This window comes from Mycobacterium sp. NGS39 (assembly GCF_059812765.1).
Genome location: NZ_JCALDH010000010.1, coordinates 176128 through 199726 on the forward strand (window position 1 = coordinate 176128; position 23599 = coordinate 199726).

Sequence of the window (23599 nt, forward strand, 5' to 3'; positions counted from 1 at the left end):
CATGCCAGCAATCGCCCTGCCACCCGACCGACCGAACCAGGCGTTAAGTTGAGAACATGACCGACACCCAGCAGCTTTTCGCCCTTGCGGACCAAGTCACCGGATTCATGCCGGCTGACGAGGGCCGTGCGCTCTACGAGGCGGCGCTGCAGTACCTGCGCGACGGTGTCGGCGTGGAAATCGGTACTTACTGCGGCAAATCCACGCTGTTGCTCGGTGCCGCCGCACAACAGCGAAACAGTGTGCTGTACACCGTCGACCACCACCACGGCTCCGAGGAACACCAGCCGGGCTGGGAATATCACGACGCGTCGATGGTCGATCCGGTCACCGGCCGGTTCGACACGCTGCCGACACTGCGACGCACTCTGGACGCGGCAGCCCTCGACGACCATGTGGTTGCCGTCGTCGGCAAGTCGACCACCGTAGCCAGGGGCTGGGCCACTCCGCTGCAGATGGTGTTCATCGACGGGGGCCACAGCGAAGCGGCCGCCAGGGCGGACTTCGACGGCTGGGCGAAGTGGGTCACCCGCGGCGGCGCGCTGATCATCCACGACGTATATCCCAATCCCGACAAGGGTGGTCAGGCGCCGTACCACATCTATTGCCGCGCAATCGATTCCGGCCAATTCCAGCAAGTGTCGGCGACCGGCTCGCTGCGGGTCCTGGAGCGGACGGGCGGGCACGCCGGCGACGACGTCACGTAGTCACGCAGACGCAGTCGAAGTCGGCTTGCAGGCCCAGCGGCAGATCGGTGCCGCGGAACAGGCCGCTGGCGGGAGTGGCGCCCGACAATGCCTCCGCGGCAAGAATCATCGCGGCGCCCGTCCATGTGGTCCGCTCCTCCGGCCACCGCTTGCCGTCGGCGAACACCAGCCCGGTCCAATACGATCCGTCTTCCTCACGCAGATGCTGCATCGCCGTGAACTGCTCGATAGCCGCGCCGCGATAGCCGATGGCATCCAACGCCATCACCAGCTCGCAGGTTTCAGCGCCGGTCACCCACGGGCGGTCGGCGACGCAGCGCACTCCCAAACCTGTGACGACGAAATCCCTCCAGCGCCGCTCGATTCGGGCGGTGGCAGCCGGACCACGCAGTGCGCCGCCGAGGATCGGGTAGTACCAATCCATCGAGTGACGGTCCTTCTCCTGGAACGCATCCGGGTGCGCGACGATCGCGTGGCCCAACCGGCCGACGGCAACTTCCCATTCCGGCTGCGGCTCACCGAGGAAATCGGCGAGCGCCAACGCGCACCTCATGCTGTGGAATACACTCGCACAGCCGGTCAGCAACGCCTCCGGCACTGGGCCGATTTCGCTTCGTGCCCAACAGATTTCGCCATACCCGATCTGCAGATCCAGCACGAAGTTAATCGCGGCGCTGACCACCGGCCACATCGTGGTGGCGAAACCTCGGTCACCGGTGACCAGCACGTGGTGCCACACCCCCGCCGCGATGTACGCGCAGAAGTTGCTGTCGCTGTTCGCGTCCTCGATAGCCCCGCCCCTCAGCTGGATGGGCCACGAGCCATCCGGGCGCTGCATCTGGCGGCACCACTCGAACGCCGCCCGCGCCGGCCCGAAAAGACCCGCGGCGGTCAGCGCCATCGCACATTCCACGTGATCCCACGGATCGGTGTGCCCGCCGGGGAACCACGGAATCGCACCCGACGACTCCTGCGCGGACGCGATCGACAGCGCCGTCTGCCTGCACTGCTCCTCGGTGAGAACGCCTGGTACACACGGCAACTCGTGACTGCGCCTCATGCGGTGCCCCGGTTGTCTGCCCGGCCGGCAAGGACCCGCGCTTCCTGCGGCTTGACGAAATACATGGCCACACTCTTTCCCACCAGCGGATTGAGCACCGCTTCGGCCGCCCGGGTGATCACGGGTCGCCGGGTCAGATCCCATACCAGCATCTTGTGATAAGCGGCCACCGCAGGGTGCTGCGGACGCGACACCCCCACTGCGCATTTGAGCCACCAGAACGGTGAGTGCAAACCGTGCGCGTGATGCGTACGCGTGAGGGTCAGACCGGCCGCAGCGAACTTCTCGCGCAGGGCGCTGGCCCGGTAGATGCGCACGTGGCCGCCCTCGTTGCTGTGATACTCATCCGAAAGCCACCAGCACACCTGCTCGGGAAACCAGCGCGGTACTGTAACGGCAAGCGTGCCACCAACTTTCAAGACACGGATCAGCTCGGCGATCGCCGCGTCGTCGTCAGGGATGTGCTCGAGGATCTCCGATGCGATCACGCAGTCGAACGTCTCGTCGGCATACGGCAGGGCCGCGGCGTCACCCACCACCGCCTCGGCCTTGGCGCTCGGCGGCGCCTCACCGCCCTGCGCCATCGCGGTCAGGATCTCCTGGACGCCGCGAACCTCATCAGCGTTCTGGTCGAACGCCACGACGTCTGCGCCACGCCGGTACGCCTCGAAGGCGTGCCGTCCCGCACCGCAGCCCACGTCGATCACCTTGGTCGACGGCCCGATCCCCAGCCGGTCGAAATCCACTGTCAGCATTCATCATTCCTTCTACCGGACACTCTGGCGATCGCCTGTTCGTACACACGCACGGTCTGCGCAGCCACCGATTCCCAGCTGAACACTTCGAGGGCACGGCGGCGGCCGGCCTCACCGAGGCTGCGCCGCTTGTGCGGGGAATCCAGCAGTGCACCTAGCGCGCGGGTCAATTCGCCGACGTCGGCAGGCGGCACCAATTCGGCGCAGGTGCCGTCGGTGCCCAGCACTTCGGGCAGCGCGCCCACCCGGCTGGCCACTACTGGCGTGCCACTGGCCATGGCTTCCACCGCGGGCAGCGAAAACCCTTCGTACAGCGAGGGTATGCACGCCACTTCCGCGGAGGCGAACAACGCGGCAAGTTCCTCGTCCGGCAGTCCACTGGTGACGTGGACAATGTCGGAGATCCCGAGTTCTGCGATGAGCTTGTGCGTGGGGCCGTTCGGCTCGACTTTGGCGACCAGTTGAAGTTCGAGGTCACGCTCGACGCGCAGCCTCGCCACCGCCTGCAGCAGCGTCGCCACACCTTTGAGCGGAATGTCAGCGCTGGCGATCGCGATGATCCGGCCCGGCCGGCGCGGTGCCGCTGAGGGTTTGAACAACGTGGTGTTGACGCCCAGGGGAACGACGTGCAGCTGATCTGGTGACACCCCGAAGTCGGTGGCGATGTCGGTGGCCGACGACGACGACACGGTCAGCAGCTCCGGAATCTGACGGGCGACGTGCTGCTGCATTTTCAAAAAGCCATACCACCTGTGCACCAACGGCTTTCGCCACCAGGATGCCGCGGCCATATCCAGGATCCGGTCGCGGGTGATCGGATGATGCACGGTGGCCACCACCGGCAGCCCCGTGGCGGCGATTTTGAGCAACCCGGTGCCGAGGCTCTGGTTGTCGTGGACGACGTCGAAGTCACCGGCCCGCTTGGCGAGCAGCCGAGCGGCGCGCAGACTGAACGTGCGCGGCTCGGGGAAACCGGCCGACCACATCGTCACCAACTCCAGAAGGTCGATCCGATCGCGAATCTCGTTGGGCCAGGGCACCCGAAACGGGTCGGGTTCGCGGTAGAGGTCGAGGCTGGGCACTTCGGTGAAGCGCACCCGCGGGTCGAGCAGTTCCGGATAGGGCTGACCGGAGAACACCTCCACCTCATGGCCGAGCTCCACCAACCCATGGCTGAGATGCCGGACGTAGACTCCCTGCCCACCGCAGTGCGTCTTACTGCGATACGACAACAAGGCAATCCGCATACTCACTCTTTCCGTTCGCTCGCCCGACTTCGGTGCGCTGTCGGCAGCGCTCTCGCATCTTCGAGACTCGAATCTGCCATATGACGTGCGGTGATCCGGCCGCGGGTGGCGCAGGGGCATCTCAGCAGGTCGCAAGCCGACACCATCAGAGTAGACGGTCGCCGGCCGCCGCGTCCGCACCGCCCAACGCGGGCGCTGTGCGCGGAGCCGACGCGCTCATGCGAGACTCGGACGGTAGCTGGACATGTGTCCGGACTATAGTTCGGCACCCACATGGGCGCAACGCGCGACGGGAGCGGCAGAGATGGACGAACGCCTGCTGGCGGGCCGCGCCGCGGTGGTGGTGGGCGGTAGCCGTGGGATAGGCAAGGCCGTCTGCGAACTCCTCGGCCGGTGCGGCGCGAGCGTCGTCGTCAATGGCCGCGACCCCGAGGCGGCCGAAAGCACCGCCGCGTCGATCGTTCGAAGCGGCAGCCGCGCCGTCGCCCACGCCGGCTCGCCTTCGGACGAAGCGACGGCAAACGAGCTGCTCGCCACCTGCGAGCGCGAGTTCGGCCGGATCGACGTCCTTGTCAACTGCGCCGGCATCCCGGAACCACCCGGGTCGTCGATCCTGAACGTCACCGCCGCCGAGTTCGCCGAGCTTCTCGACGCGCACCTGTGGACGGTCTTCCACACCTGTCGCGCAGCAGCGCCGAAGATGGCCGCCCAACGCAGCGGCACGATTGTGAACACGAGCTCGTTCGCGTTCCTCGGCGACTACGGCGGCACCGGCTATCCGGCAGGCAAAGGCGCCGTCAACGGGCTGACCCTCGCGATTGCCGCCGAACTCAAAGAACACGGCGTGCGCGCCAACGTCGTCTGCCCGGGCGCCAAGACGCGGCTGTCCAGCGGTCGTGACTACGAAAACCAGATCGCCGGGCTGCAGCGGCGCGGACTGCTCGACGACGCGGCGGCCCATATTGCACTCGACGCCCCGCCGCCCGAGTACGCGGCGCCGATCTACGCATACCTGGCCAGTGACATGGCCGCGGGTGTCACCGGTCAGATCTTCATCGCCTCAGGCGGTTTCGCCGGCAGGTTCGACCGGCCCGCGCCGACAGTGCTGGGCTACCGCGACCACGCCGACTCACCGCCGTGGTCACTGAGCGAACTGCACACCATGGTCAATCCAGAGAGGTCGCACTGATGCTGCTCGTCTCCGACAACAACCGCGTCCGCACGCTGACACTGAACCGCCCCGAGGCGCTCAACGCGTTCAACGAAGCGTTGTATATCCAAGTGGCACAGGAACTTTCGGCTGCGGCCGAGGACCCTGGCGTCGGCGTCGTCGTGATCACCGGCGCCGGACGAGCGTTCAGCGCGGGTGCCGACTTAGTCGAGATGCAGCAGAACATCACCAACCCGCGCGGCAACGGCGGCCAGCATGGCTTTTTCACCATGCTCGACGCACTGGCCGCGTTCCCCAAGCCGCTGATATGTGCCGTCAACGGTGTGGGTGTCGGGATCGGCGCGACGATCTTGGGCTTCGCCGATCTGGCGTTCATGTCCAGCGACGCGCGACTGAAGTGCCCGTTCACGAGCCTGGGCGTTGCGCCGGAGGCCGCGTCGTCGTACCTGCTGCCGCGGCAGGTGGGCCGCCAGAACGCCGCCTGGATTCTGTTGTCGTCGGAGTGGATCAGCGCTACAGAAGCGCACGAGATGGGCCTGGTCTGGAAGGTCTGTGAGCCCACCGGCCTGCTCAGTGAGACTTACCGGCATGCGGAACTGCTTGCGGCCAAGCCGATTCCGAGCTTGATCGCCGTCAAGACCACCATGACGGCGCCGCTGCGCCCACAGATCGATGCCGCTATCGAACGCGAGAAGGCATGCTTCGTCGAACTGGTCGGTGCGGCGGCTAATGCCGCTGCGCTGCAGCAATTCGCATCGCGCGGGCAGTCGGATCGTTAGTCCCTTCGGCGATAGGCCGTACCGCGGGCATCGCGGACCCACAGTTGGCCGTCGCCGGCGGTGGCGCCCTGCTCGATCAGGGCGCGTTTGAGCACCTTGTGCGTGGCGGTGCTGGGCAAATCAGCTGTGATGCGGACATATCGAGGCCAGGCCTTCGGTGACAGGTCGGGCTGCTGGGAAAGGAACTCCTCGAACGCCGACGGTGTCAGCGTTGCGTCGTCCTTGAGCACGATGGCGGCCATCACCTGGTCGCCGACGTTCTCGTCGGGCACCGCGTACACCGCGACACGGCTACACTCGGGTAGCCGCAACAGGATTCGCTCGATGGGCGCGGCGGCGAGGTTTTCACCATCGACGCGCATCCAGTCCGAGGTCCGCCCCGCCAAATAGATCCAGCCGTCGGCGTCGCGGTAGGCGAGGTCGCCCGACCAGTAGATGCCGTGCCGGGTGCGCTCGGCATTGGCCGTGTCGTCTTTGTAGTAGCCCGTGAAGAAGCCAGTGCCCTCGGTGTTCACCAGTTCGCCGATGGCTTCGTCGGCATTGACCAGCGTGCCGTCTTTGTCGAACCGCGCGACCGGGCACTCTCGAAGCGTCTCGCTGTTGTAGATCGCCACCCCCGGAAATCCTTTGCCGATCGAGCCTTTCGGAGTATCGGGTTCACGCGTCACGATCACCGCGTTCTCGGTGGAACCGAAACCGTCCCACACTTCGACGCCGAACCGCCGCTGGAACTCCTCGATGTCGCGGTCGCTGGCCTCGTTGCCGAACGCGACGCGCAGCGGATTGTCGGCGTCGTCAGGCTGTTCCGGAGTGGCCAGCACATAGGCCAGCGGTTTGCCGACGTAGTTCATATAGGTCGCGCCATAACGGCGGATGTCGCGCAGGAAGTTCGATGCGGAGAACTTCGCCGGTGCGATCGCCGCACCGCTGACCAACGCCACCGCCCAACCGGCCACCACGGCGTTGGAGTGAAACAACGGCATCGACACGTAGCATGTGTCGTCTTGTGTGAGCGAAAAGCGGTCCACCAGAGCCTGTCCCGCCATCAGAACCATGAAGTGCGACACCTGAACCGCTTTGGGGTCGCCGCTGGTTCCGGAGGTGAAGATCATCATGTAGGTGTCCATCGCAGCCGTCTCGCGGCACGGGCGCAGCTCTCCGGCACCGTCGACGAGCCGTCGCCACTCGTGAGTCGACGTGTCGAGCAGACGTATCCCGGTCAGGTCGAGTCCGTCGAGAAGTGGCCGGTGCGCGGCATCGGTGACCAGAACCTGGCAGTCGGCCCGTTGCATATCGGCCAGCAGCGCGTCACCGCGGCGAGTGGTGTTGATGCCGCACAACACGTAGCCGCCCAGCCCGGCGGCGGCCATCTGCGTGAGCATGTCTGGGGTGTTGCCCAGCAACGTGCCCACATGCATCGGGCGGCCGGGGTCGGCGATGGAAAGCAGCGCAGCTGCAGCGCGGGCCGCCTCACTCAGATGCTCACGCCATGTCCACTGCTGATCCTTGTACTTCACCGCGACCGTGTCGTCGTTCATGCGGGCTCGAAGGAGTTGCTGCACAGTGTCACTCATGGACGTTCCCGTAGATCGTGCGTAGCCAGATCGCCACGGCGCCCGCCTTGAGTTCGTCGGACGACAGCGCGCCGCCGACGGTCAGCCGCTCGAGCAGACGATCATTGAATTCCAACAGCATGCTGGCGAGCACCGCCGCGTCCGGTCCATCGGGCGCGCGGCCGGCCCGCCGTTCCGCCTCGATCATCGCGGCGACGGCCGGTACGAACGACTGCCGGTCGCTGTCCCACATCTCGCGGACCGCGGCGCTGCTGGCGCGGGCTTCCAGCATCGCCTGGAACAGATACCGGTGCCGTTGCCAGGTGTCGAACAGCGCGTCGGTCATTGCTTGGATCCGGTGCTGGGGCGTGGTGTCCGGTGCAGAGAGCAGATCGGTGGCGACGAACGCGTCGTCGTACATCTGCTCCATCAGTGCCGCCACGGCAGCGGCCTTGTTCTCGAAATAGAAGTAGAACGCCGAACGGGTGACCCCTGCCCGGCGCGATATGTCGGCGATGTTGATGGAGTCGAAGCTCGACTCCTGCAGGTGGTGATGCAGCGACTCCAGAATCGCGACGCGGCGCTGGTCACTGCGCGGCGGCGGCCGGCGGTCGGTCGGCGTACGCACGTGTTCCCCTTTCCACGAGCTGAGGTCACGCTAGCGGCCCATTTGACGCGCGTCAAAGGATCTTGACGCATGTCGATCCAGACGCTTGTATGTCGTGGTGACCTTCGACACGATCATCCGCAACGGCCGCTGGTTCGACGGATCCGGCGGGCCGTCGGCGATCCGCACCATCGGGATCCGCGACGGCCGCGTCGCCGCGATCACCCCGCACCCGCTCGACGAGACGGGCTGTACGCGGGTGATCGACGCCTCGGGCAAGTGGGTGCTGCCCGGCATGATCGACATCCACACCCACTACGACATCGAGGTCCTCGAAGGCCCGTCGCTGTCGGAGTCACTGCGCCACGGCGTGACGACGGTGCTACTGGGCTCGTGCTCCCTGTCGACCGTTCACGTCGACGGGGTCGTGGCGGGCGACCTGTTCGGCCGCGTCGAAGCCATTCCCCGGGAGCACGTCATCCGCGCGGTCGAGAACAACAAGTCGTGGAGGAACTGCGGCGAATACGTCGCAGCTCTGGAATCGCTTCCGCTCGGACCCAACGTGGCGGCGTTCATCGGCCATTCCGACATGCGCGCGGCAACGATGGGGCTGGACCGAGCGACCCGCAAAGATGTCCGGCCCACCAACACCGAGCAAGCCCGGATGGAGGCCATCCTGTCTGAGGCGCTCGACGAGGGATTCGTCGGGATGTCAAGCCAGCAGTTGCTTTTCGACAAACTCGACGGCGACACCTGCCGCTCACGCACCCTGCCGTCGACGCACGCCAAACCGCGTGAGCTGCGCCGGCTGAAGTCGCTGCTGCGCCAGCGGGGCCGAATCCTGCAGTCCGGACCGGACATTCAGAACCCCCTGAACCTGGGCTCGCAGTTGGCCCAGTCGTTGGGCATCATCCGCAAGCCGCTGAAGACCAGCCTGCTCTCGGCCGCCGACGTGAAGGCCAACCCCGTCGTCATCCACGCGATGGGACCGGTGGCACGGATGATCAACGCGCTCGGTGGAAACTTCCGCTGGCAGCATCTCCCGGTGCCGTTCGAGGTGTATGCCGACGGGATCGACTTGGTGATCTTCGAGGAATTCGGCTCGGGCGCAGCCGCTTTGCACCTGCAGGAGGAAGTCGCACGCAATCGGCTGCTGCGTGACGAGAATTATCGGCGGCAGTTCCGCAAGGACTACGAAAGCAAGTACGGTCCACGGGTCTGGCACCGCGACTTCTTCGACGCCGAGATCGTGACTTGCCCGGACGCGTCGCTGACCGGCAAATCCTTCGGCCAGGTCGGAAAAGAGCGCGGTGTGCATCCGGTAGACGCGTTCCTCGACCTCGTGCTCGAGCACGGCACCGCACTGCGTTGGCGCACAACGATTTCCAACCATCGTCCGGCGGTCCTGAAGAAGCTGGCGCGCGATCCCGGCATCCAGATGGGCTTTTCCGACGCCGGCGCGCATCTGCGCAACATGGCGTTCTACAACTTCGGCCTGCGGCTGCTGCGCCATGTGCGTGACGCTGAAACCGGTGGGACACCGTTCATGTCGGTCGAGCAAGCGGTGCATCGGCTTACCGGTGAGCTGGCGGACTGGTACCAGCTCGACGCCGGGCACTTGCGTGTCGGCGACCGCGCCGACGTCGTCGTGATCGATCCGAGCCGTCTCGACGCCTCTCTCGACGAGTACGCGGAAGAGAAAGTAGAGCAGTACGCCGGGCTGTCGCGGATGGTGAATCGCAACGACGACACCGTGACTGCGGTGCTGGTCGCCGGGCAGGCAGTGTTCTTCAACGGCAAGGCGACTGACATCGTCAGCAAGCAGCGCACCGGCAGCTTCCTGCGAGCGGGCGCCGCGTCCGCCCCGCCGGCTGTCAGCGCCGAACCGATATCGGCCGCCGTATGAGCGTCGACGGCGCCATTCTCGGCCTGTGGCAGGCACTTTCACGGCGTGATTGGGATGCGGTGCAGACATTCCTCTCCGACGACTGCATCTACGTCGACATGCCGGTGGGCCCGACGGCCGCCGCCCGCGGTCCCGTCGACATCGTCAAGCGGCTGAAGATCGGCCTGGAACCGTTGTCTGACTACGTCAACCACGACGGGCTGCTGGTTACCAACGGGGTGGATGCGATGTACGAGCACTCGGAGACGTGGACATGGCCCAGCGGCGAAATCGCCGTGCTGCCCTTTGTGTCCGTGCACCGGGTGCGCGACGGCAGAGTCACACTGTGGAAGGACTACTGGGACATGGGCACACTGACTGCCCAGGCGCCGCCGGACTGGCTGGAGCGGCTCGCGACCGCAGACACGTCATGGGTGTTCGACGCGGCCGACTTGATTTGATCGGCGACCTCTGGCCGTCGCTATGCTCGTGCCCATGGCGACTGTGTTCACCAAGATCATCAATGGCGAATTGCCGGGACGCTTCGTGTACGAGGACGACGAGACCGTCGCCTTCCTCACGATTCAGCCGATGACACAGGGCCACACGCTAGTGGTGCCGCGGGCGGAAATCGACCAGTGGCAAGAAGTCGAGCCTGAGGCCTTCAACAAGGTGATGGGTGTGGCGCAGTTGATCGGCAAGGCGGTGTGCAAGGCGTTCGGTGCCGAGCGCGCCGGGCTGATCATCGCCGGGCTCGAGGTGCCGCACCTGCACGTACACGTGTTCCCCGCCTACAACCTCACCGACTTCGGCTTCGCGAACGTCGACCGCGACCCGTCACCGGAATCGCTGGACGAGGCGCAAGCGAAGATCAAAGAGGCACTGGCTCAACTGACCTGAGCCGGCTCTGGCACATCCGGCGCGGCCACGTCGGCGATCCGGGGCAGATGAACCTGGAACCGGCAACCGTCGCCGGGCGCGGTGACGACGGCGACGGTGCCGCCGTGGGCATACACCAGTGAATCGACGATCGACAGCCCGAGGCCGGTGCCGCCGCTAGCCCGGGCGCGCGACGAATCCGCGCGGTAGAACCGCTCGAACACCCGCTGTGCGTCGTCCTCGCTCATGCCGGGCCCCTTGTCGATGACCTCCAATACCGCGTCGTCCCCTTCGGTGCCCACGCGCACGGTGATGGCTGCGGTGTCGGGAGTGTGTTGCAGCGCATTGGACACCAGGTTGCTCAGCACCTGGCGCAACCGGGCCTCGTCGCCGATCACCTCCGGCGTGCCGGGACCATCGAACACCTCCATCTTGATGCGGCGGTTCGGCGCTATCGACTGGGCGTCGTGCACGGCGTCAGTGGCCAACGCGAGCAGGTCCACACGGTGCTGCTCGAGCGGGCGCTGCGCGTCCAGGCGTGCCAGCAACAGCAGGTCCTCCACGAGCAATCCCATTCGGCGAGACTCGCTTTCGATGCGCGACATCAACATCTCGACGTCACGCGCGGCGCCTTGCCGATAAAGCTCGGCGAACCCGCGGATGGTGGTGAGCGGCGTGCGCAGCTCGTGGCTGGCGTCGGTGATGAAACGCCGCATCCGTTCCTCGGAGGTGCGGGCCTGTGCGGCCGACTGGTCCGACGCCGCCACCGCGTGCTGAATCTGCGCGAGCATTCCGTTGAGCGCCAACGAAAGTCGACCTACTTCGGTGTGGGGGTCACGCTGCGGCACCCGGCGATCGAGTTGCCCCGCAGCGATCGCCGCTGCGGTCTGCTCCACTTCGGAAAGTGGCCGCAAACTGCGGTGCACGACGACGTATCCCGCGATGCCCAGCACCAGCAGCACGGCCAGGCCGATGCCTGCCTGCGACCAGGTCAACGCTCGGACTGTCGACTGGACGTCGGAGAGGTCCATGGCGACGGTGATCAGTTCTCCGCGGTTGCCGGGCACGGTCACGGCCCGCCATTGCGTGTTGGATCCGTCGACAGAGCCGACGGTGACGGGCTGGTCGCCGACGTCGTTGTCGTCGGGCAGGGCCGGTTCGGCATCGCGGTCGTTGATGGCCATCCAGGTCCGGCCGTCGGGTCCGATGCCGCGCACGTAGAAGTTCGACGGCGGCCGGGCAGGGTTGGGTTCGCCGAGCGGAGGCGGAGGCAGCCGTCGGGGCGCCTGCGCCCAGCCCCGAGACGCTTCCATCAGCGTCTGGTCCACGCGGTTCATCAGGCTGTGGCTCAGGATCGAGGTGACGGCGATGCCGGAAGCCAGCAAGCCACAGCCGACGAGCAGCAGCATGGCGGCCACGAGGCTGACCCGAAGGGGGACACCTCGTGGGCGCTGGACGGGCATGGCCCTTATTGTCCGCCCCTAGCGCGGTTCACGAAGGACGTATCCGACTCCGCGCAGCGTGTGCAGCAGGCGCTTCTCCCCGGTGTCGATCTTGCGCCGCAGATACGACACGTACGACTCGACGACGTTAACGTCGCCGCCGAAGTCGTAGCGCCACACGTGGTCGAGAATCTTCGGCTTACTCAGCACCGTGCCGGCATTGATCATGAAATACCGGAGCAGCGTGAACTCCGTCGGCGACAGTGACACCGGCTCGCCGGCTTTCCAGACCTCGTGGGTTTCCTCGTCGAGTTCGATGTCGGCAAACGTGAGCCGCGCGGTGCGGGGCTGGTCGCTGCCCTTACCGGCGCGGCGCAGGATCACTCGCAGGCGGGCGACCACTTCTTCGAGACTGAACGGCTTGGTGACGTAGTCGTCGCCGCCGAGGGTCAATCCAGTGATCTTGTCCTGCAACGTATCTCGTGCGGTGAGGAAGAGGGCAGGAGCGTCGATGCCGTCCGCGCGGAGCCGGCGCAGCACACCGAAGCCGTCCATTCCGGGCATCATCACGTCGAGGATCACCGCGTCGGGCCGGACTTCACGGGCCCGGTCGAGGGCGGCCGGGCCGTTCGAGGCGGTATGGACCTCGAAGCCCTGGAACTTCAGGCTGACGGAGAGCAGCTCGACGATGTTGGTCTCATCGTCGACCACCAACACTTTGGCTTCAGGTTGCGAATCTGGTACGGCTGCCGCGCTCATGCGGGACAATCTTCACCCTCCGGATGACGGAAAGCTGCCGCTTGGCTGAGATGTTCCTGTGAGTTCGGCTCACGGCGCCTTCGGGGGAACCACCCGTCAAGTGCCTAGACTACGACCATGGACCTGAGCAAACGGTTGGCGACGGTCTTCATCGCGCCGGCGAAAATCGGTTTGGCTGCTGCCAACGCGAGCCTTTCCGCGGCCAGCCTCGGCGTCGGGCTGGCACGCAAGTCGCTGGGCGATGCGGGGGAAACGCCCGGGTCAGTCGGTCTCCTCAACATCGACTCGACCATCGAGAAGGCAAACCGCCTGGCCCGCATGCTCGACGACAACGCACCGCTGGGCCGGGCCTTGGCGCCGGGCGGTCCGATCGATCAGCTGATGCGGCCCGGCGGTCCGATCGAGCGGATCATGGCCGAAGGCGGCGTACTGGAACGCGCCGTGGCGCCGGGCGGACTGGTGGACCAGCTGCTCGCCGAAGAAGGCTTGGTGGAAAGGCTGCTGTCCGAGGACGGTTTGCTCGAACGACTGATGGCCAAGGGCGGCCTGATCGACATGCTGACGGCCCGCAACGGCCCGCTGGAGCAGATCGCGTTCGTCGCCGAGACGATGAACCGGTTGGCGCCGAACTTGGAAGCCCTGTCGCCGACGGTCGACATGTTGCGCGACGCGGTCGAATCGTTGAGCTCGATGACGAGCCCGCTGACCAACATCGCCGACCGGTTTTCTTTGCGGCCGCGGCCCCGCAGGCCACGGCCGGTGGTGCCGTCGGAACGCATCATCGAAAGCGACGACGGGCGCTGACGCGAGCCGCAAAGCCGGGCAGCCCTTTCGGCGGCCCGAAGCTCTCAGTACGACTGGCCCTGGATGTACCGCTGACCCCGGTAATGCCGACCGTGCCCGCGATTCCTCGCCTTGAACGTCGGCAGTTGGCTGTCGCAGGTTGGGCAGATGAGCCGTAGATTCTCCCGATGGTTATTGGTTGCGTCGCCGTTGACATGGTCGAGGATGAACGCGAGCGGTGCGCCGTTCCACTCGCTCTCGATGCCACAGATCGCACGGCATCCACGCTGCACTTCGTATAGGTACTCCCGGACGTAATGGCCTTGGTACGACGGGCGGCCGCAGACTCCCGTCTCGAGCCAAGCCTCCAGGAGCAAGCGGCGCTGGTATGTCTGCTGACATGTGTTGGTACAGAAGACCTTTGGGCGATGGCCTTCCAGATCCCTTCCGCATTCACGGCAAGCCGTCATGCGGGGGAAGCTAGCCTGCAAGGCCGACAGGAAGTCAGGTACTTGGAGCCGCGTGAGAGACTCGAACTCTCGCCATTCGCCTTACAAGGGCGACGCTCTACCAACTGAGCTAACGCGGCAACGGTTGACTCGGTAAGTCTTGCGCGATTCTACGACGCAGTGTCCGAGTACGACTGCGCGCGGCCAATCCTGCAGCCGAGCGAGGCGCAGTGCCCCGGCCTTGAGCCGTCTCCGATTGTTGCCTTTTCAACTCCGGGTGCGGTCAATCTCAGCAACCTCGAGTTTGCCTTGTGGTCGCTTGACATCAATCTAGCCGCGGTTTTGCTAACAACAACGTTAATTCCCGGTGGGCGTTTAGTTGACGCCACAAGGACTTAAGTCCCCAGACTATCCGTTTGCCAGCGGAAGTCAGCCTGCGCTACTACATTGCATCAATGCTGACAGTTTCCTGAGGATTTGATGACCGCCAGCTGTAAAGAAGTTTGCGGCGGCGGTCGGGTCAAGCGCCATTCCGGTCAGCGAAGTGGTAAACGCAACGCAGAGGAGTGCGCAATGGCTTCGACCCCACCGTTCAGTCTCCGGAACGGCGCAACGGGTTACGCCCGATACATCGGGCGTGTCGGCGCGCTAGCGGTGGCTTTGGGAATCGGAGCCGCGGTAGCCGCCTCACCAGGGGTCGCGTGGGCCAGTCCCGCCAGCAGCGACGGCACCGACACGACCACCACCTCCAGCGACACCAAGACGAACGACGGCAGCACCGGCACGCCGGTCGCGAACAGCCCCGCAGGAATCGGGGAATCGACGAAGTCGCCGTTGTCCACCACATCCAACACGACCGCAGCGGCCAGGACTGATGCGACAACCGCCACGGGCCCGGCATCGACCGGAAAGCCCACGACGGGTTCCACAAGCGCGCCCTCGTCGGAAACGACGCTCAGCGACGGAATTGTGACGGTGCGCAACTCCGGGGGATCCACGCCGGGGCAAGACAACAGTTCACGACTCGACGCGCCCGCAGCCAAACTGGCGCCTCCCCTGGGTTCTCCGAATTCACGACGACGTCTCTACGCCAACAATTTTGGTGCCCCGGAAAAGCCTGCGGCCACTCCGTCGGCACTGGCGGTTGTCGGCTCCACATTGTCGGCTCCTGCTAGTGCGGACGCTCCGCTGAAAGCTTCGAACCTCACCGCGACACGCACCCTGGTGAATGCTGAGGTGCAGCCGTCGGTGTCGTTCAACACCGCCGCCGAAGAGACGGTTGCCGCATCGCCTGCTGGGACCGGCCAGCCCCAGGCGCTGGCCGGGTTCACCGCGACACCGGTCAACCTGGTCGGAACCGTGTTGGCCGGGCTGTTGGGAACCGCACCTGGAGCGCCGGTGGATTCACCGGCGGCGTGGGTGTTGCTGGCTGCAGCCAGAACCCGATTCGGCCAAGCCAGCGCCACCCAGCGCAGCGCCGCCACCGCCGCGGCGGGAGAACCGGTGACCACCGGCCAGTCCGTGAACACGATGTCGGCGTTGGCGGCGGCGCCGATGGCCGCCGCGCTCGCCGCCAACAACCCACCGACCGCGACGGTGAAGACCAACGCGCCCAGCTCAACCGGCACGGTCACCGGCAAAATCACCGCCAGCGATCCCGACCGCGACAAGCTCACCTACACCGTGGTGAACCCGCCATCCAAAGGCGCCGTGAATGTGACCTCGACCGGCTCGTTCACCTACACCCCCACCGCCGCGGCCCGCCACGCCGCCGCGGCCCTCACCGCCGACGACACTGTCAAGACTGACTCGTTCACCGTCCGCGTCGACGACGGGCATGGCGGAACCTATGACGTCGCAGTCAACGATGTGCTGATCAAGCCGGCCAACACCGCACCCACCGCAACGGTGAACACCCCCAAACCCGATCCGGTCACCGGGATCGTGACCGGAAAAATCACCGCCAGCGACAAAGACGGCGACACCCTGACCTACACACCTTCCACCTCCACCAACGGCACCCTGCTGGTCGCCAACGACGGCTCGTTCACCTACACCCCGACCGCGCCGGCGCGCGATGCCGCGCGCATCAAGCCCGCCACCGACAAATTCACCGTGAACATCACCGACGGGCACGGCGGCACCAAGACCGTCACGATCAGCCCGACCATCGCTCCGCGCGACGCAGCCCCGATCAATGGCAGCTACGACCTCGGGACGCCGAGCGGCAGCACCGGCGCGATCAAGGGCATCGCCACCGCCGAAGACCCCGACCAGGACAAAATGACGTTCAGCCTCGCCACCAAACCGACCAAGGGCACCGTGTCGGTCAGCAGCACCGGCGCGTTCACCTACACCCCCACCGCCGCAGCGCGCCACGCTGCGGCCACCGGTATGCCTGGAACCGGCACCGACACGTTCACCATCGCGGTCAAAGACAAATACGGTGCGACCACCAACATCACCGTGCCGGTGACGATCACACCCAAGAACGCCAACCCGACGTCCGGCAAGGCCACTGCAGGCCAACCTGATTCGTCCGGTGTGGTCACCGGAAAAGTCACTGCAACCGACGCCGACCGCGACACCCTGACCTACAGCGCACCCACAAACACACCTAAGGGCACCGTCGTCGTCAACCCCACCGGCAGCTACACCTACACGCCCAACGCGGTAGCACGCCACGATGCGTCCGCACTCAACGCACCGGCCTCAGCGAAGACCGACACCTTCACCGTCACTGCCGACGACGGCCACGGCGGCACCCTTGCCGTGCCGGTCTCGGTGACTATCAGTCCGAAAAATAGTGTGCCGACTAACGGCAGAATCGTTGGAGCACAGACGAATACGTCGACCGGCGTAGTCACCGGAACCATCGTCACCGACGACGCCGACAGCGACAGCCCCGTCTACAGCGGCCCGACAAGCACGAGCAAAGGTACGTTGTCGGTCAACGCCAACGGCACCTTCACGTACACACCCACCGCCGAAGCCCGGACAGCCGCAGGCGCGCCCAATGCACCCGACAGCGCCAAGCACGACACCTTCACGGTGACGGCCAACGACGGGCACACCGGCGGCACCACCTCGTTCTCTGTGCAGGTCGACATCGCAGCTCCGGTGGCCTCGAACAACCCCTCACCGATTGCCGGCTCGCCGCTGGGTAGTGCTGTGGTCGGCTCCACCGGCATCGTCTACCAGCCAATCTACCGCCAAGACGCCCAAGGAAACACCACCTTCTTGGTAGTGGCCTACCAACCTTCCGGCGCATTGATCGGCAGCACCGAGGTTTTCACGGGTGACGCCCAGTCTCCGATCGCGCGCACCGACGGAGGCATAGCGATCGTTTCGTCCGATGACGGCGGAAGTACCGCCGTCGTACGCATCATCAACGGTGCGACTGTCACGAGCACGACAACTGTTCAGAACCCGATCGGCTCGGGCACATTCGGCGCGGATGCAGACAACCAGCGCGCATATCTGCTTGGGTCTTACACCGACGAACAGGGTGTAGTCCACACGCAAGTGGTGCCCTTGTCCGCGGGACCTGCTGTGGCAAAGGATATTTCGACGAATCCGGTTGCCGGACCGGACGGCAGTCTGGCGGCATTGCAGGTGACGGGTTCCGATCCACAAACCGCCTCGGTGACGGTCCTTGTCATCGATGCAAGTGGAGCAGTTCGGACAATGACTGCGCCGCAATCGATTTTCACGGCGAACACCATGGGTGTCGGACCGGGCGGTGTCGTGTACGTGGCGACGGCACAGCAAACCAACGCGACCGACGGGCACACTGAGGTCCTGGTATTCAACTCCAGCGGCAGCTACACCACGCGCGAGATTGCGGGCGACTTCCCGACGGACATTCCCATCACGGTTGCTCCCGATGGCACCGCATATCTGGTGACGCAAAGTGTCGCTGACTCCAGCCAATACCGGATTTCGGTGATCAACCCCGGTGTGGTGAGCAGCCCAGCGTTTGCGCCTCGCGGCTTCTTCACTCAGCCGCTCGGTACTGCGGCCAACGGCACGATGTACATGGTTGACGAAAGCCCCAGCGGCGATACATTGATCGTCGCCAGACCCAACGCCAGCCTCAGCGTTGTTCCGCTGGGAGACTTGCCTTTTAGCGTCGACTCCGTCATCGGAAGCGACAACAACATCTACGTCAACTACCGCGAGAACAATGAGGATGTCTCGGCCGTCATCACAGCCGTCGGCCAGAAGCGCGTGCTTCCGTTCCACATCGACATGACTGCCGCCCGCTCAGCGACGAACCTGGCTTTCAGCGATAACGGCACGGCGTATGCGGCAGTCCAGACCCAAGACGGCGTGGTTGTGCGCACCTCGACGGACGGATTCGCGACTTACCAGGAAAGCGATCCCATTGCAGGCACCCCGACCGGGCTAGCGGTCGGCCCGGACGGAACGGCGTATCTGCTGGCGAACGGTCCGGGTGTCGTCGCGACCGCCATCGACCCAAGTGGGAACGTCGTCGGCACCGTGACGAGCAGTGACGGCCATCTAGCCGGCGCCGTGACGTTCGACGACGACGGCTCAGGCTATGTGACGGTTACCAGCAGCAACGCTAGTACCGGGACGGCCACCACCACGGTCTGGGGGATAACCCTCGCTGGCGCAACGCAAGTCGAGACGGTCAGCGGCGCCCCGGCCGGATATGGGCCTGCTGTGGCCATCGGTCAAGACGGCACGGTGCTGCTGACGACCGTCACGAATGCCAATGGCACAAACGGCCCGAGTACGCAGGTGAGTTTGGCGCCGGGCGCATCGCTTCCGCCTAGTCCTTTCGACGTCACCAGGAACCCGACCAACACGTCGACGAGCGTCACACAGATCACGATCACTCCGAAGCAGCCGGGACAGGGCACGGTGACCTATGGCGGCTCGACCAGTTCACCGATCGGTGACGTGGGGGTCACTCCTAACGGCACCGTCGTGTTCACGCCCAACGCCGCGGGACGGCAGTTGGCCGAGGACGCCAACAGGCCGATATACGCAGGGTTCGTCGTGACCGCGACTGACAGCCAGGGCCACACGACATATATCCCGGTAAGCGCGCCCATCCTGCCGACTGGATTTCAGCCCGCACCTGACCCATTACCGCTGCGCGGCGACGAGTTCATGGCCCTCCCAGGCGCGATTGACTCCGGCGGCAACTATTCGGTCCAGAGTCTCATGGACGTCAATGAGTTCAATTGGAAGAAGGACGATGCCACCGGCGAATGGCTTAGTGTCACTCAGAATTGGACGCGTGTTTCGAGTCTGGATCCGAGTGACTGGCCCACTGACCCGGCAACAAATCTGCCCGTCAATCCGGAAATCTACGCCATTGTGCTGCTGCATGACGCCGGAGAAAAAGAGGAGGGCTTCCCCCTCGTCATCGGGTACCGAAAGATGCAACTCGGCGATAGCATCACCGTCGAACAAGACTTCCCACCGGCCGACCCGAACAAGCCCTGGATCGAATACAGCGTTGCCGCGTTCGCGCCGGGCACCTTCCCCACTGACCTGTTCCACGCCAGGACCGACCCGGATGGGGAAGTCGGCGGGTTCATTTTCAACAACGAAATCCCCACAGAAGACTCTGAGCCATGGCAAGAGCAAGTCGACGATTTCGAAATGATTCGAAACTATGACGAGGAGATGCGTATCCGCTCGCCCTATATCGGCCAAGGGGCGTCGATGACACTTGCCTATCTCCAGTGGGCGCAAGGCGCGCGTGGCGACGTGGGTGAATTCGTGACAGCCGAAACGACCGGCAAGCGGATAATCCAGGGCGTCAAAATCGTGAACGGCCAGGTGCAGTTGATTTCGGACTGGAATGAGATAGCCCAACAAAATGGTAACGACCAACATCCGGTGTTCGTCATCGGCGGTCGCGAATACACAAGCATGCCGCAGATTGGCACCACCCAGTAGCGTCCGGGTGTTCATCGGTCACGCCCAGCGGGTCTTCTCCTGCCTGTGAGGAGCGGCGCCGGACTGGCTTACTGAAGCGGTAGCGCCCGCACCGGCAGTCTTCGCGTGTACACCCGGCGGGTACCTTGGCTGCAGGATCGGCGCGGGCCGGCGATGCCGTCGCCGAGCATGCCGCGCAGCACCAGGAGAAACCCATGACCGCAGAGACCCCGCGCGAGCGCCCCGCTTCGCAGCCGCACTCCGGCCAAGTCGCTGGGCCGCGGCGCAACGTGATCTTCGTCGCGATCTTGCTGGGCATGCTGCTGGCTGCCTTGGACCAGACGATCGTGGCCACGGCCCTGCCCACCGTGGTCGCCGACTTGGGTGGCGCCGGGCACCAGTCGTGGGTGGTGACGAGCTATCTGCTGGCCTCGACGATCGTCACCGCCATCGTCGGCAAGCTCGGAGACCTGTTCGGCCGCAAGACCGTCTTCATCACCGGCGTGCTGTTCTTCCTCATCGGGTCGGTGCTCTGCGGCGTCGCCGGGTCGATGGCCATGCTGGTGGGCGCACGCGCACTGCAGGGCGTCGGCGGCGGCGCGATCATGGTGACCGCCACCGCGGTCATCGGCGAGGTCATTCCACTGCGTGAACGCGGGCGCTATCAAGGCGCACTTGGAGCGGTGTTCGGCGTCACCACTGTCATCGGGCCGCTGCTCGGCGGCTTCTTCACCGACCATCTGAGTTGGCGATGGGCGTTCTGGATCAACGTCCCCATCGGCGCGGTGGTGATCGCAGTCGCCGTCGCCTCCATTCCGGCGCTGGGCCGTACCGCGCGGCCCGTGATCGACTACGCGGGCATCGCTTTCGTCGGGTTGGCCGCTACCGGCTTGACATTGGCCACCAGCTGGGGCGGCAACACGTACGCCTGGTCTTCCCCGGTGATCATCGGGCTCTTCGTCGGCTCGGCGGTCGCGCTGGCGGTGTTCGTGTTCGTGGAATTGCGGGCGACCGAACCGATCCTTCCTATTCGGTTGTTCGCCGACCCCGTGTTCACGGTGTGCTGCGTGCTGTCGTTCGTGGTGGGCTTCGCGATGTTGGGCGCGTTGACGTTCCTGCCTACCTATATGCAGTTCGTCGACGGAGTGTCGGCCACTGTGTCTGGACTGCGCACCCTGCCTATGGTCGCCGGCCTGCTCGTCACCTCGATGACGAGCGGCGTGATCGTCGGGCGCACCGGACGCTACAAGATCTTCCCGGTGGCAGGCACCGCGGTGATGGCCGTCGGGTTCCTGCTGCTGTCCCGAATGGACGCCGACACCTCGGCGCTCGAACAGTCACTGAGCCTGCTGGTGCTAGGCGCCGGGATCGGCATGTGCATGCAGGTGCTGATCCTGATCGTCCAGAACACCGTCGACTTCGCCGATCTGGGGGTGGCCACCTCCGGGGTGACGTTCTTCCGCACCATCGGCAGCTCCTTCGGCGCAGCCATTTTCGGCTCGCTGTTCGCCAACTTCCTGTCGGATCGGATCGGTCCCGCGCTCAGCGCTGGCGGCGCACCGCCGGTCGCCGCACAATCGCCGGAAGCGCTCCACAAGCTGCCCCATCCAGCAGCCGCCCCGATCATCGGCGCCTACGCCGACGCACTCGATCTCGTCTTCCTTTGTGCCGCACCAGTTGCCGTCGTCGGATTCGTGTTGGCTCTCTTCCTCAAGCAGGTGCCGCTGCGCAACACCGCCGTCGGCCATAGCACGGACATTGGTGAGGGCTTCGCGATGCCCACCAACGAGTCGTCGCAGCAAGTGCTCGAGCATGCGGTCGGTCGACTCTTGCGCCAAGCCTCCGGCGTTCAGCTGCGTACGCTGGCCAGCCGGCCCGGAAGCGAATTGGATGTCCCGCGGCTGTGGGCCCTGCTTCAGATCTACCGCTTCGCCCAAGCCGCCGGTGAGGCACGGCTGGGCGATATCGCCGAGCACTTCCGGATACCGCGTGAAGTGGTCGAGCCTCCGTTCCACCAGCTCGTCGCCGGCGGTTACGCACAGCAAACCGGCGACCGCTTCTGGCTGACTCCGATGGGTGCCCGCCAAATCGAATACGTCCGCGAGAGCCTGGTCGGCTGGCTCACCGACCAGCTTGCCTGGTCGTCGGAGTTCGAGGGACGACCTGATCGCCAGCGCGTTCACACCGCTTTGGAGCGGATCTCACAGAACGTGTTGGTGCAGCGGGACTGGACCGACGACCGCACACGTCCGTTCCGGATGCGCGTCTCGCCCGGCTCCCCGAACGCGCCCACCCGTCGCATCCAGAGCCAGGCTCCCAGCCCGTTGGGCAACGCGCCGACCCGGCCGGTACGAATTCGCCCGCCGCGCAAGGACACTGGCGGCCCGCCACCGCCCGCCCGGCCGCAGCCGGGCCCACCGCCGCCGCGAAGCCGGTGGCGCTAGCGTTCTCACAGCATTTCTTCAGCTCGCCGATAGGTAGCCGAGATCAGCGACCTCTAATGTGCCGAGGCGGCACGACGTGAGACACGTTGCGCCGCATGAGGAGCCGGGCGGAGGGACATGGGGAGCAGCAGCACTGGTACGTTGCCGGCTCTGCGCGCGGTGATGCAGAGGGTGATGCGGGCATCAGCACCTCGTCCCGCCGCGGCGACCCGGGCCGCGCAACAACTCACCGGCGCACTGCGGCCTGCCCTGGTTCTCGAGGAGATCCGGTGGGCGTTCACCCCACCTCGCACTTGGCTGGCAGGGGTCGGCGCCAACTTGCTTCTGGCCGCGGCATGGCTCCTGGTGCAACCGCTGCGGCCCCATCGGCATCACGACTGGGTGATGCTGATGGGCATCTACTTCTCGTCCTTCATCCTCGCCGATGTCACCACCACCAATGTGATCGGCGCCGACCATGTCCGGGTGTGTACCAGCCTGGCCCACGGGGTGCCGCTGTGGCGGGTGCTGGTGTTGAAGAACCTGGCGCTGCTGTTGCTCGTCGGTGTGCCCACCTTGGCGGCCGCCGCAACATTGACCCTCTGCTTAGAGAGCCCGGCCCGGTTGGCCGTCACTGTGCCGAACGTGGCCGTGCCGATCCTGACCTGGCTGGGAGTTGGCAATCTCATCTCAGTGCTACATCCCGTGTCCGCCGAGCCGCTGCTTCGCCGGTGGCGTCAGCGCCGCGACGTGCGCCGCACCAGCGCATGGATCATCGCAATCCTGTTGCCTTACTTGGTCTTCTATGTCGCCGACCCGACCGGCTCGGTGGAACACCGCGTGCTGTGGAACGAATTGCCTGCCGCGGTCGGCCCGATTCTCGGTCGCCACACCAAAAGCCTTGTACACCTTGCGGTTGCGTTCGCCGTTTGGGTCGGCGGAACCTTGGCGGCCGAGTTGTGGGTACGACGGCGCGGCCTGTGCATCCGGTGAGCCGCCCCGAACCGCATCTCGCGGCAAGCCGCCGGTTCACAGGTCTCCCATGGTTTGCTGCTGGTTAGCAGCGATCGGTCTGGCTGGCCCGGCATCAGCAGATTCACTGAGCGGTCAAGTCCATAGACGTGGTGTATGGCGTCGTTGTGTGATTCTTCGAGTTGATGGTTTAGGCGGTCAGTGCCTCG

18 protein-coding genes, 1 tRNA gene and 1 pseudogene are annotated in these 23599 nt (G+C 65.4%); 11 read left to right on the top strand and 9 right to left on the bottom strand.

Translation table 11 applies throughout. The annotated features are described in order from the left end of the window. The first annotated feature begins 56 nt into the window (after window positions 1–56). The gene (locus AC5Y39_RS15915; RefSeq protein WP_500018891.1) at window positions 57–707 is read left to right on the top strand and encodes a class I SAM-dependent methyltransferase; all 651 of its coding nucleotides are present in this window, start codon (window positions 57–59) and stop codon (window positions 705–707) included. Here the strand turns inward: AC5Y39_RS15915 and mmpH are convergent. Genes mmpH through manT form a run of 3 tightly spaced genes read right to left on the bottom strand, consistent with a single transcriptional unit; the run spans window position 700 to window position 3769 of the window. Next, a complete protein-coding gene (mmpH, locus tag AC5Y39_RS15920; protein ID WP_500018889.1) occupies window positions 700–1767 on the bottom strand; it encodes an MMP endo-(1,4)-3-O-methyl-alpha-D-mannosidase in 1068 nt (355 codons plus the stop codon). The genes AC5Y39_RS15915 and mmpH overlap by 8 nt on opposite strands. After that, window positions 1764–2522, bottom strand: a complete 759-nt coding sequence (locus tag AC5Y39_RS15925; protein WP_500018887.1) for a class I SAM-dependent methyltransferase — start codon at window positions 2520–2522, stop codon at window positions 1764–1766. The genes mmpH and AC5Y39_RS15925 overlap by 4 nt, the downstream gene beginning before the upstream one ends. Further along, entirely contained in the window at window positions 2516–3769 is a 1254-nt protein-coding gene (gene manT, locus AC5Y39_RS15930) for an MMP alpha-(1->4)-mannosyltransferase (RefSeq protein WP_500018885.1), read from the bottom strand. The genes AC5Y39_RS15925 and manT overlap by 7 nt, the downstream gene beginning before the upstream one ends. Window positions 3770–4073: 304 nt before the next feature. Between manT and AC5Y39_RS15935 the strand changes: the two genes are divergently transcribed. Beyond that, window positions 4074–4958, top strand: coding sequence for an SDR family NAD(P)-dependent oxidoreductase (locus AC5Y39_RS15935; protein ID WP_500018883.1), 885 nt, complete (start codon window positions 4074–4076; stop codon window positions 4956–4958). Beyond that, window positions 4955–5719, top strand: a complete 765-nt coding sequence (locus tag AC5Y39_RS15940; protein WP_500019207.1) for an enoyl-CoA hydratase/isomerase family protein — start codon at window positions 4955–4957, stop codon at window positions 5717–5719. The genes AC5Y39_RS15935 and AC5Y39_RS15940 overlap by 4 nt, the downstream gene beginning before the upstream one ends. Here the strand turns inward: AC5Y39_RS15940 and fadD1 are convergent. After that, entirely contained in the window at window positions 5716–7293 is a 1578-nt protein-coding gene (fadD1, locus tag AC5Y39_RS15945; protein WP_500018881.1) for a fatty-acid--CoA ligase FadD1, read from the bottom strand. The genes AC5Y39_RS15940 and fadD1 overlap by 4 nt on opposite strands. Then, window positions 7286–7900 carry a TetR/AcrR family transcriptional regulator gene (locus tag AC5Y39_RS15950; RefSeq protein WP_500018879.1) on the bottom strand — a complete coding sequence of 205 codons (615 nt, stop codon included), beginning with the start codon at window positions 7898–7900 and terminating at the stop codon, window positions 7286–7288. Before AC5Y39_RS15950 ends, fadD1 begins: the two co-directional genes overlap by 8 nt. A 97-nt stretch (window positions 7901–7997) precedes the next feature. Between AC5Y39_RS15950 and AC5Y39_RS15955 the strand changes: the two genes are divergently transcribed. From AC5Y39_RS15955 to AC5Y39_RS15965, 3 genes are read left to right on the top strand one after another with little or no spacing between them, the layout of a single operon-like run. After that, window positions 7998–9785: an N-acyl-D-amino-acid deacylase family protein gene (locus tag AC5Y39_RS15955; protein WP_500018877.1), complete on the top strand. Its 1788-nt coding sequence runs from the start codon at window positions 7998–8000 to the stop codon at window positions 9783–9785. Beyond that, window positions 9782–10225 (top strand): nuclear transport factor 2 family protein, encoded by a 444-nt coding sequence (locus AC5Y39_RS15960; protein ID WP_500018875.1) that lies wholly within the window; start codon window positions 9782–9784, stop codon window positions 10223–10225. Before AC5Y39_RS15955 ends, AC5Y39_RS15960 begins: the two co-directional genes overlap by 4 nt. Before the next feature lie 34 nt (window positions 10226–10259). Continuing rightward, a complete protein-coding gene (locus tag AC5Y39_RS15965; RefSeq protein WP_500018873.1) occupies window positions 10260–10664 on the top strand; it encodes an HIT family protein in 405 nt (134 codons plus the stop codon). Here the strand turns inward: AC5Y39_RS15965 and AC5Y39_RS15970 are convergent. Both AC5Y39_RS15970 and AC5Y39_RS15975 read right to left on the bottom strand, forming a co-directional pair. Beyond that, window positions 10652–12106, bottom strand: coding sequence for a sensor histidine kinase (locus tag AC5Y39_RS15970; RefSeq protein WP_500018871.1), 1455 nt, complete (start codon window positions 12104–12106; stop codon window positions 10652–10654). The genes AC5Y39_RS15965 and AC5Y39_RS15970 overlap by 13 nt on opposite strands. A gap of 18 nt (window positions 12107–12124) precedes the next feature. Beyond that, window positions 12125–12844, bottom strand: a complete 720-nt coding sequence (locus tag AC5Y39_RS15975) for a response regulator transcription factor (RefSeq protein ID WP_500018869.1) — start codon at window positions 12842–12844, stop codon at window positions 12125–12127. A 117-nt stretch (window positions 12845–12961) separates the two neighbouring features. Here AC5Y39_RS15975 and AC5Y39_RS15980 point away from each other — a divergent pair, with 117 nt between their 5' ends. Next, window positions 12962–13648, top strand: a complete 687-nt coding sequence (locus tag AC5Y39_RS15980) for a hypothetical protein (protein WP_500018867.1) — start codon at window positions 12962–12964, stop codon at window positions 13646–13648. 492 nt (window positions 13649–14140) lie between these two features. Here the strand turns inward: AC5Y39_RS15980 and AC5Y39_RS15985 are convergent. Both AC5Y39_RS15985 and AC5Y39_RS15990 read right to left on the bottom strand, forming a co-directional pair. Then, window positions 14141–14216: transfer RNA gene (locus tag AC5Y39_RS15985), tRNA-Thr, on the bottom strand. Between the two features lie 477 nt (window positions 14217–14693). Beyond that, entirely contained in the window at window positions 14694–15074 is a 381-nt protein-coding gene (locus tag AC5Y39_RS15990) for a hypothetical protein (RefSeq protein ID WP_500018865.1), read from the bottom strand. A 556-nt stretch (window positions 15075–15630) separates the two neighbouring features. Here AC5Y39_RS15990 and AC5Y39_RS15995 point away from each other — a divergent pair. The 4 genes and pseudogenes from AC5Y39_RS15995 to AC5Y39_RS16010 form a co-directional block, all read left to right on the top strand. Further along, window positions 15631–15879, top strand: a pseudogene (locus tag AC5Y39_RS15995) (Ig-like domain-containing protein); the annotation flags it as partial. 66 nt (window positions 15880–15945) lie between these two features. After that, window positions 15946–20016, top strand: coding sequence for a beta strand repeat-containing protein (locus AC5Y39_RS16000; RefSeq protein ID WP_500048262.1), 4071 nt, complete (start codon window positions 15946–15948; stop codon window positions 20014–20016). Window positions 20017–20210: 194 nt separating this feature from the next. Next, entirely contained in the window at window positions 20211–22439 is a 2229-nt protein-coding gene (locus tag AC5Y39_RS16005) for an MDR family MFS transporter (RefSeq protein WP_500018859.1), read from the top strand. Window positions 22440–22613: 174 nt separating this feature from the next. Next, window positions 22614–23411 (top strand): hypothetical protein, encoded by a 798-nt coding sequence (locus AC5Y39_RS16010; RefSeq protein WP_500019205.1) that lies wholly within the window; start codon window positions 22614–22616, stop codon window positions 23409–23411. Window positions 23412–23599: the final 188 nt, after the last annotated feature.

Excerpts from the sequence above, each read along its gene's own strand:
- AC5Y39_RS15915 (WP_500018891.1), top strand. The coding sequence starts at position 57 with ATGACCGACACCCAGCAGCTTTTCGCCCTTGCGGACCAAGTCACCGGA.
- mmpH (WP_500018889.1), bottom strand. The coding sequence starts at position 1,767 with ATGAGGCGCAGTCACGAGTTGCCGTGTGTACCAGGCGTTCTCACCGAG.
- AC5Y39_RS15925 (WP_500018887.1), bottom strand. The coding sequence starts at position 2,522 with ATGCTGACAGTGGATTTCGACCGGCTGGGGATCGGGCCGTCGACCAAG.
- manT (WP_500018885.1), bottom strand. The coding sequence starts at position 3,769 with ATGCGGATTGCCTTGTTGTCGTATCGCAGTAAGACGCACTGCGGTGGG.
- AC5Y39_RS15935 (WP_500018883.1), top strand. The coding sequence starts at position 4,074 with ATGGACGAACGCCTGCTGGCGGGCCGCGCCGCGGTGGTGGTGGGCGGT.
- fadD1 (WP_500018881.1), bottom strand. The coding sequence starts at position 7,293 with ATGAGTGACACTGTGCAGCAACTCCTTCGAGCCCGCATGAACGACGAC.
- AC5Y39_RS15960 (WP_500018875.1), top strand. The coding sequence starts at position 9,782 with ATGAGCGTCGACGGCGCCATTCTCGGCCTGTGGCAGGCACTTTCACGG.
- AC5Y39_RS15965 (WP_500018873.1), top strand. The coding sequence starts at position 10,260 with ATGGCGACTGTGTTCACCAAGATCATCAATGGCGAATTGCCGGGACGC.
- AC5Y39_RS15970 (WP_500018871.1), bottom strand. The coding sequence starts at position 12,106 with ATGCCCGTCCAGCGCCCACGAGGTGTCCCCCTTCGGGTCAGCCTCGTG.
- AC5Y39_RS15975 (WP_500018869.1), bottom strand. The coding sequence starts at position 12,844 with ATGAGCGCGGCAGCCGTACCAGATTCGCAACCTGAAGCCAAAGTGTTG.
- AC5Y39_RS15980 (WP_500018867.1), top strand. The coding sequence starts at position 12,962 with ATGGACCTGAGCAAACGGTTGGCGACGGTCTTCATCGCGCCGGCGAAA.
- AC5Y39_RS16005 (WP_500018859.1), top strand. The coding sequence starts at position 20,211 with ATGACCGCAGAGACCCCGCGCGAGCGCCCCGCTTCGCAGCCGCACTCC.
- AC5Y39_RS16010 (WP_500019205.1), top strand. The coding sequence starts at position 22,614 with ATGCGGGCATCAGCACCTCGTCCCGCCGCGGCGACCCGGGCCGCGCAA.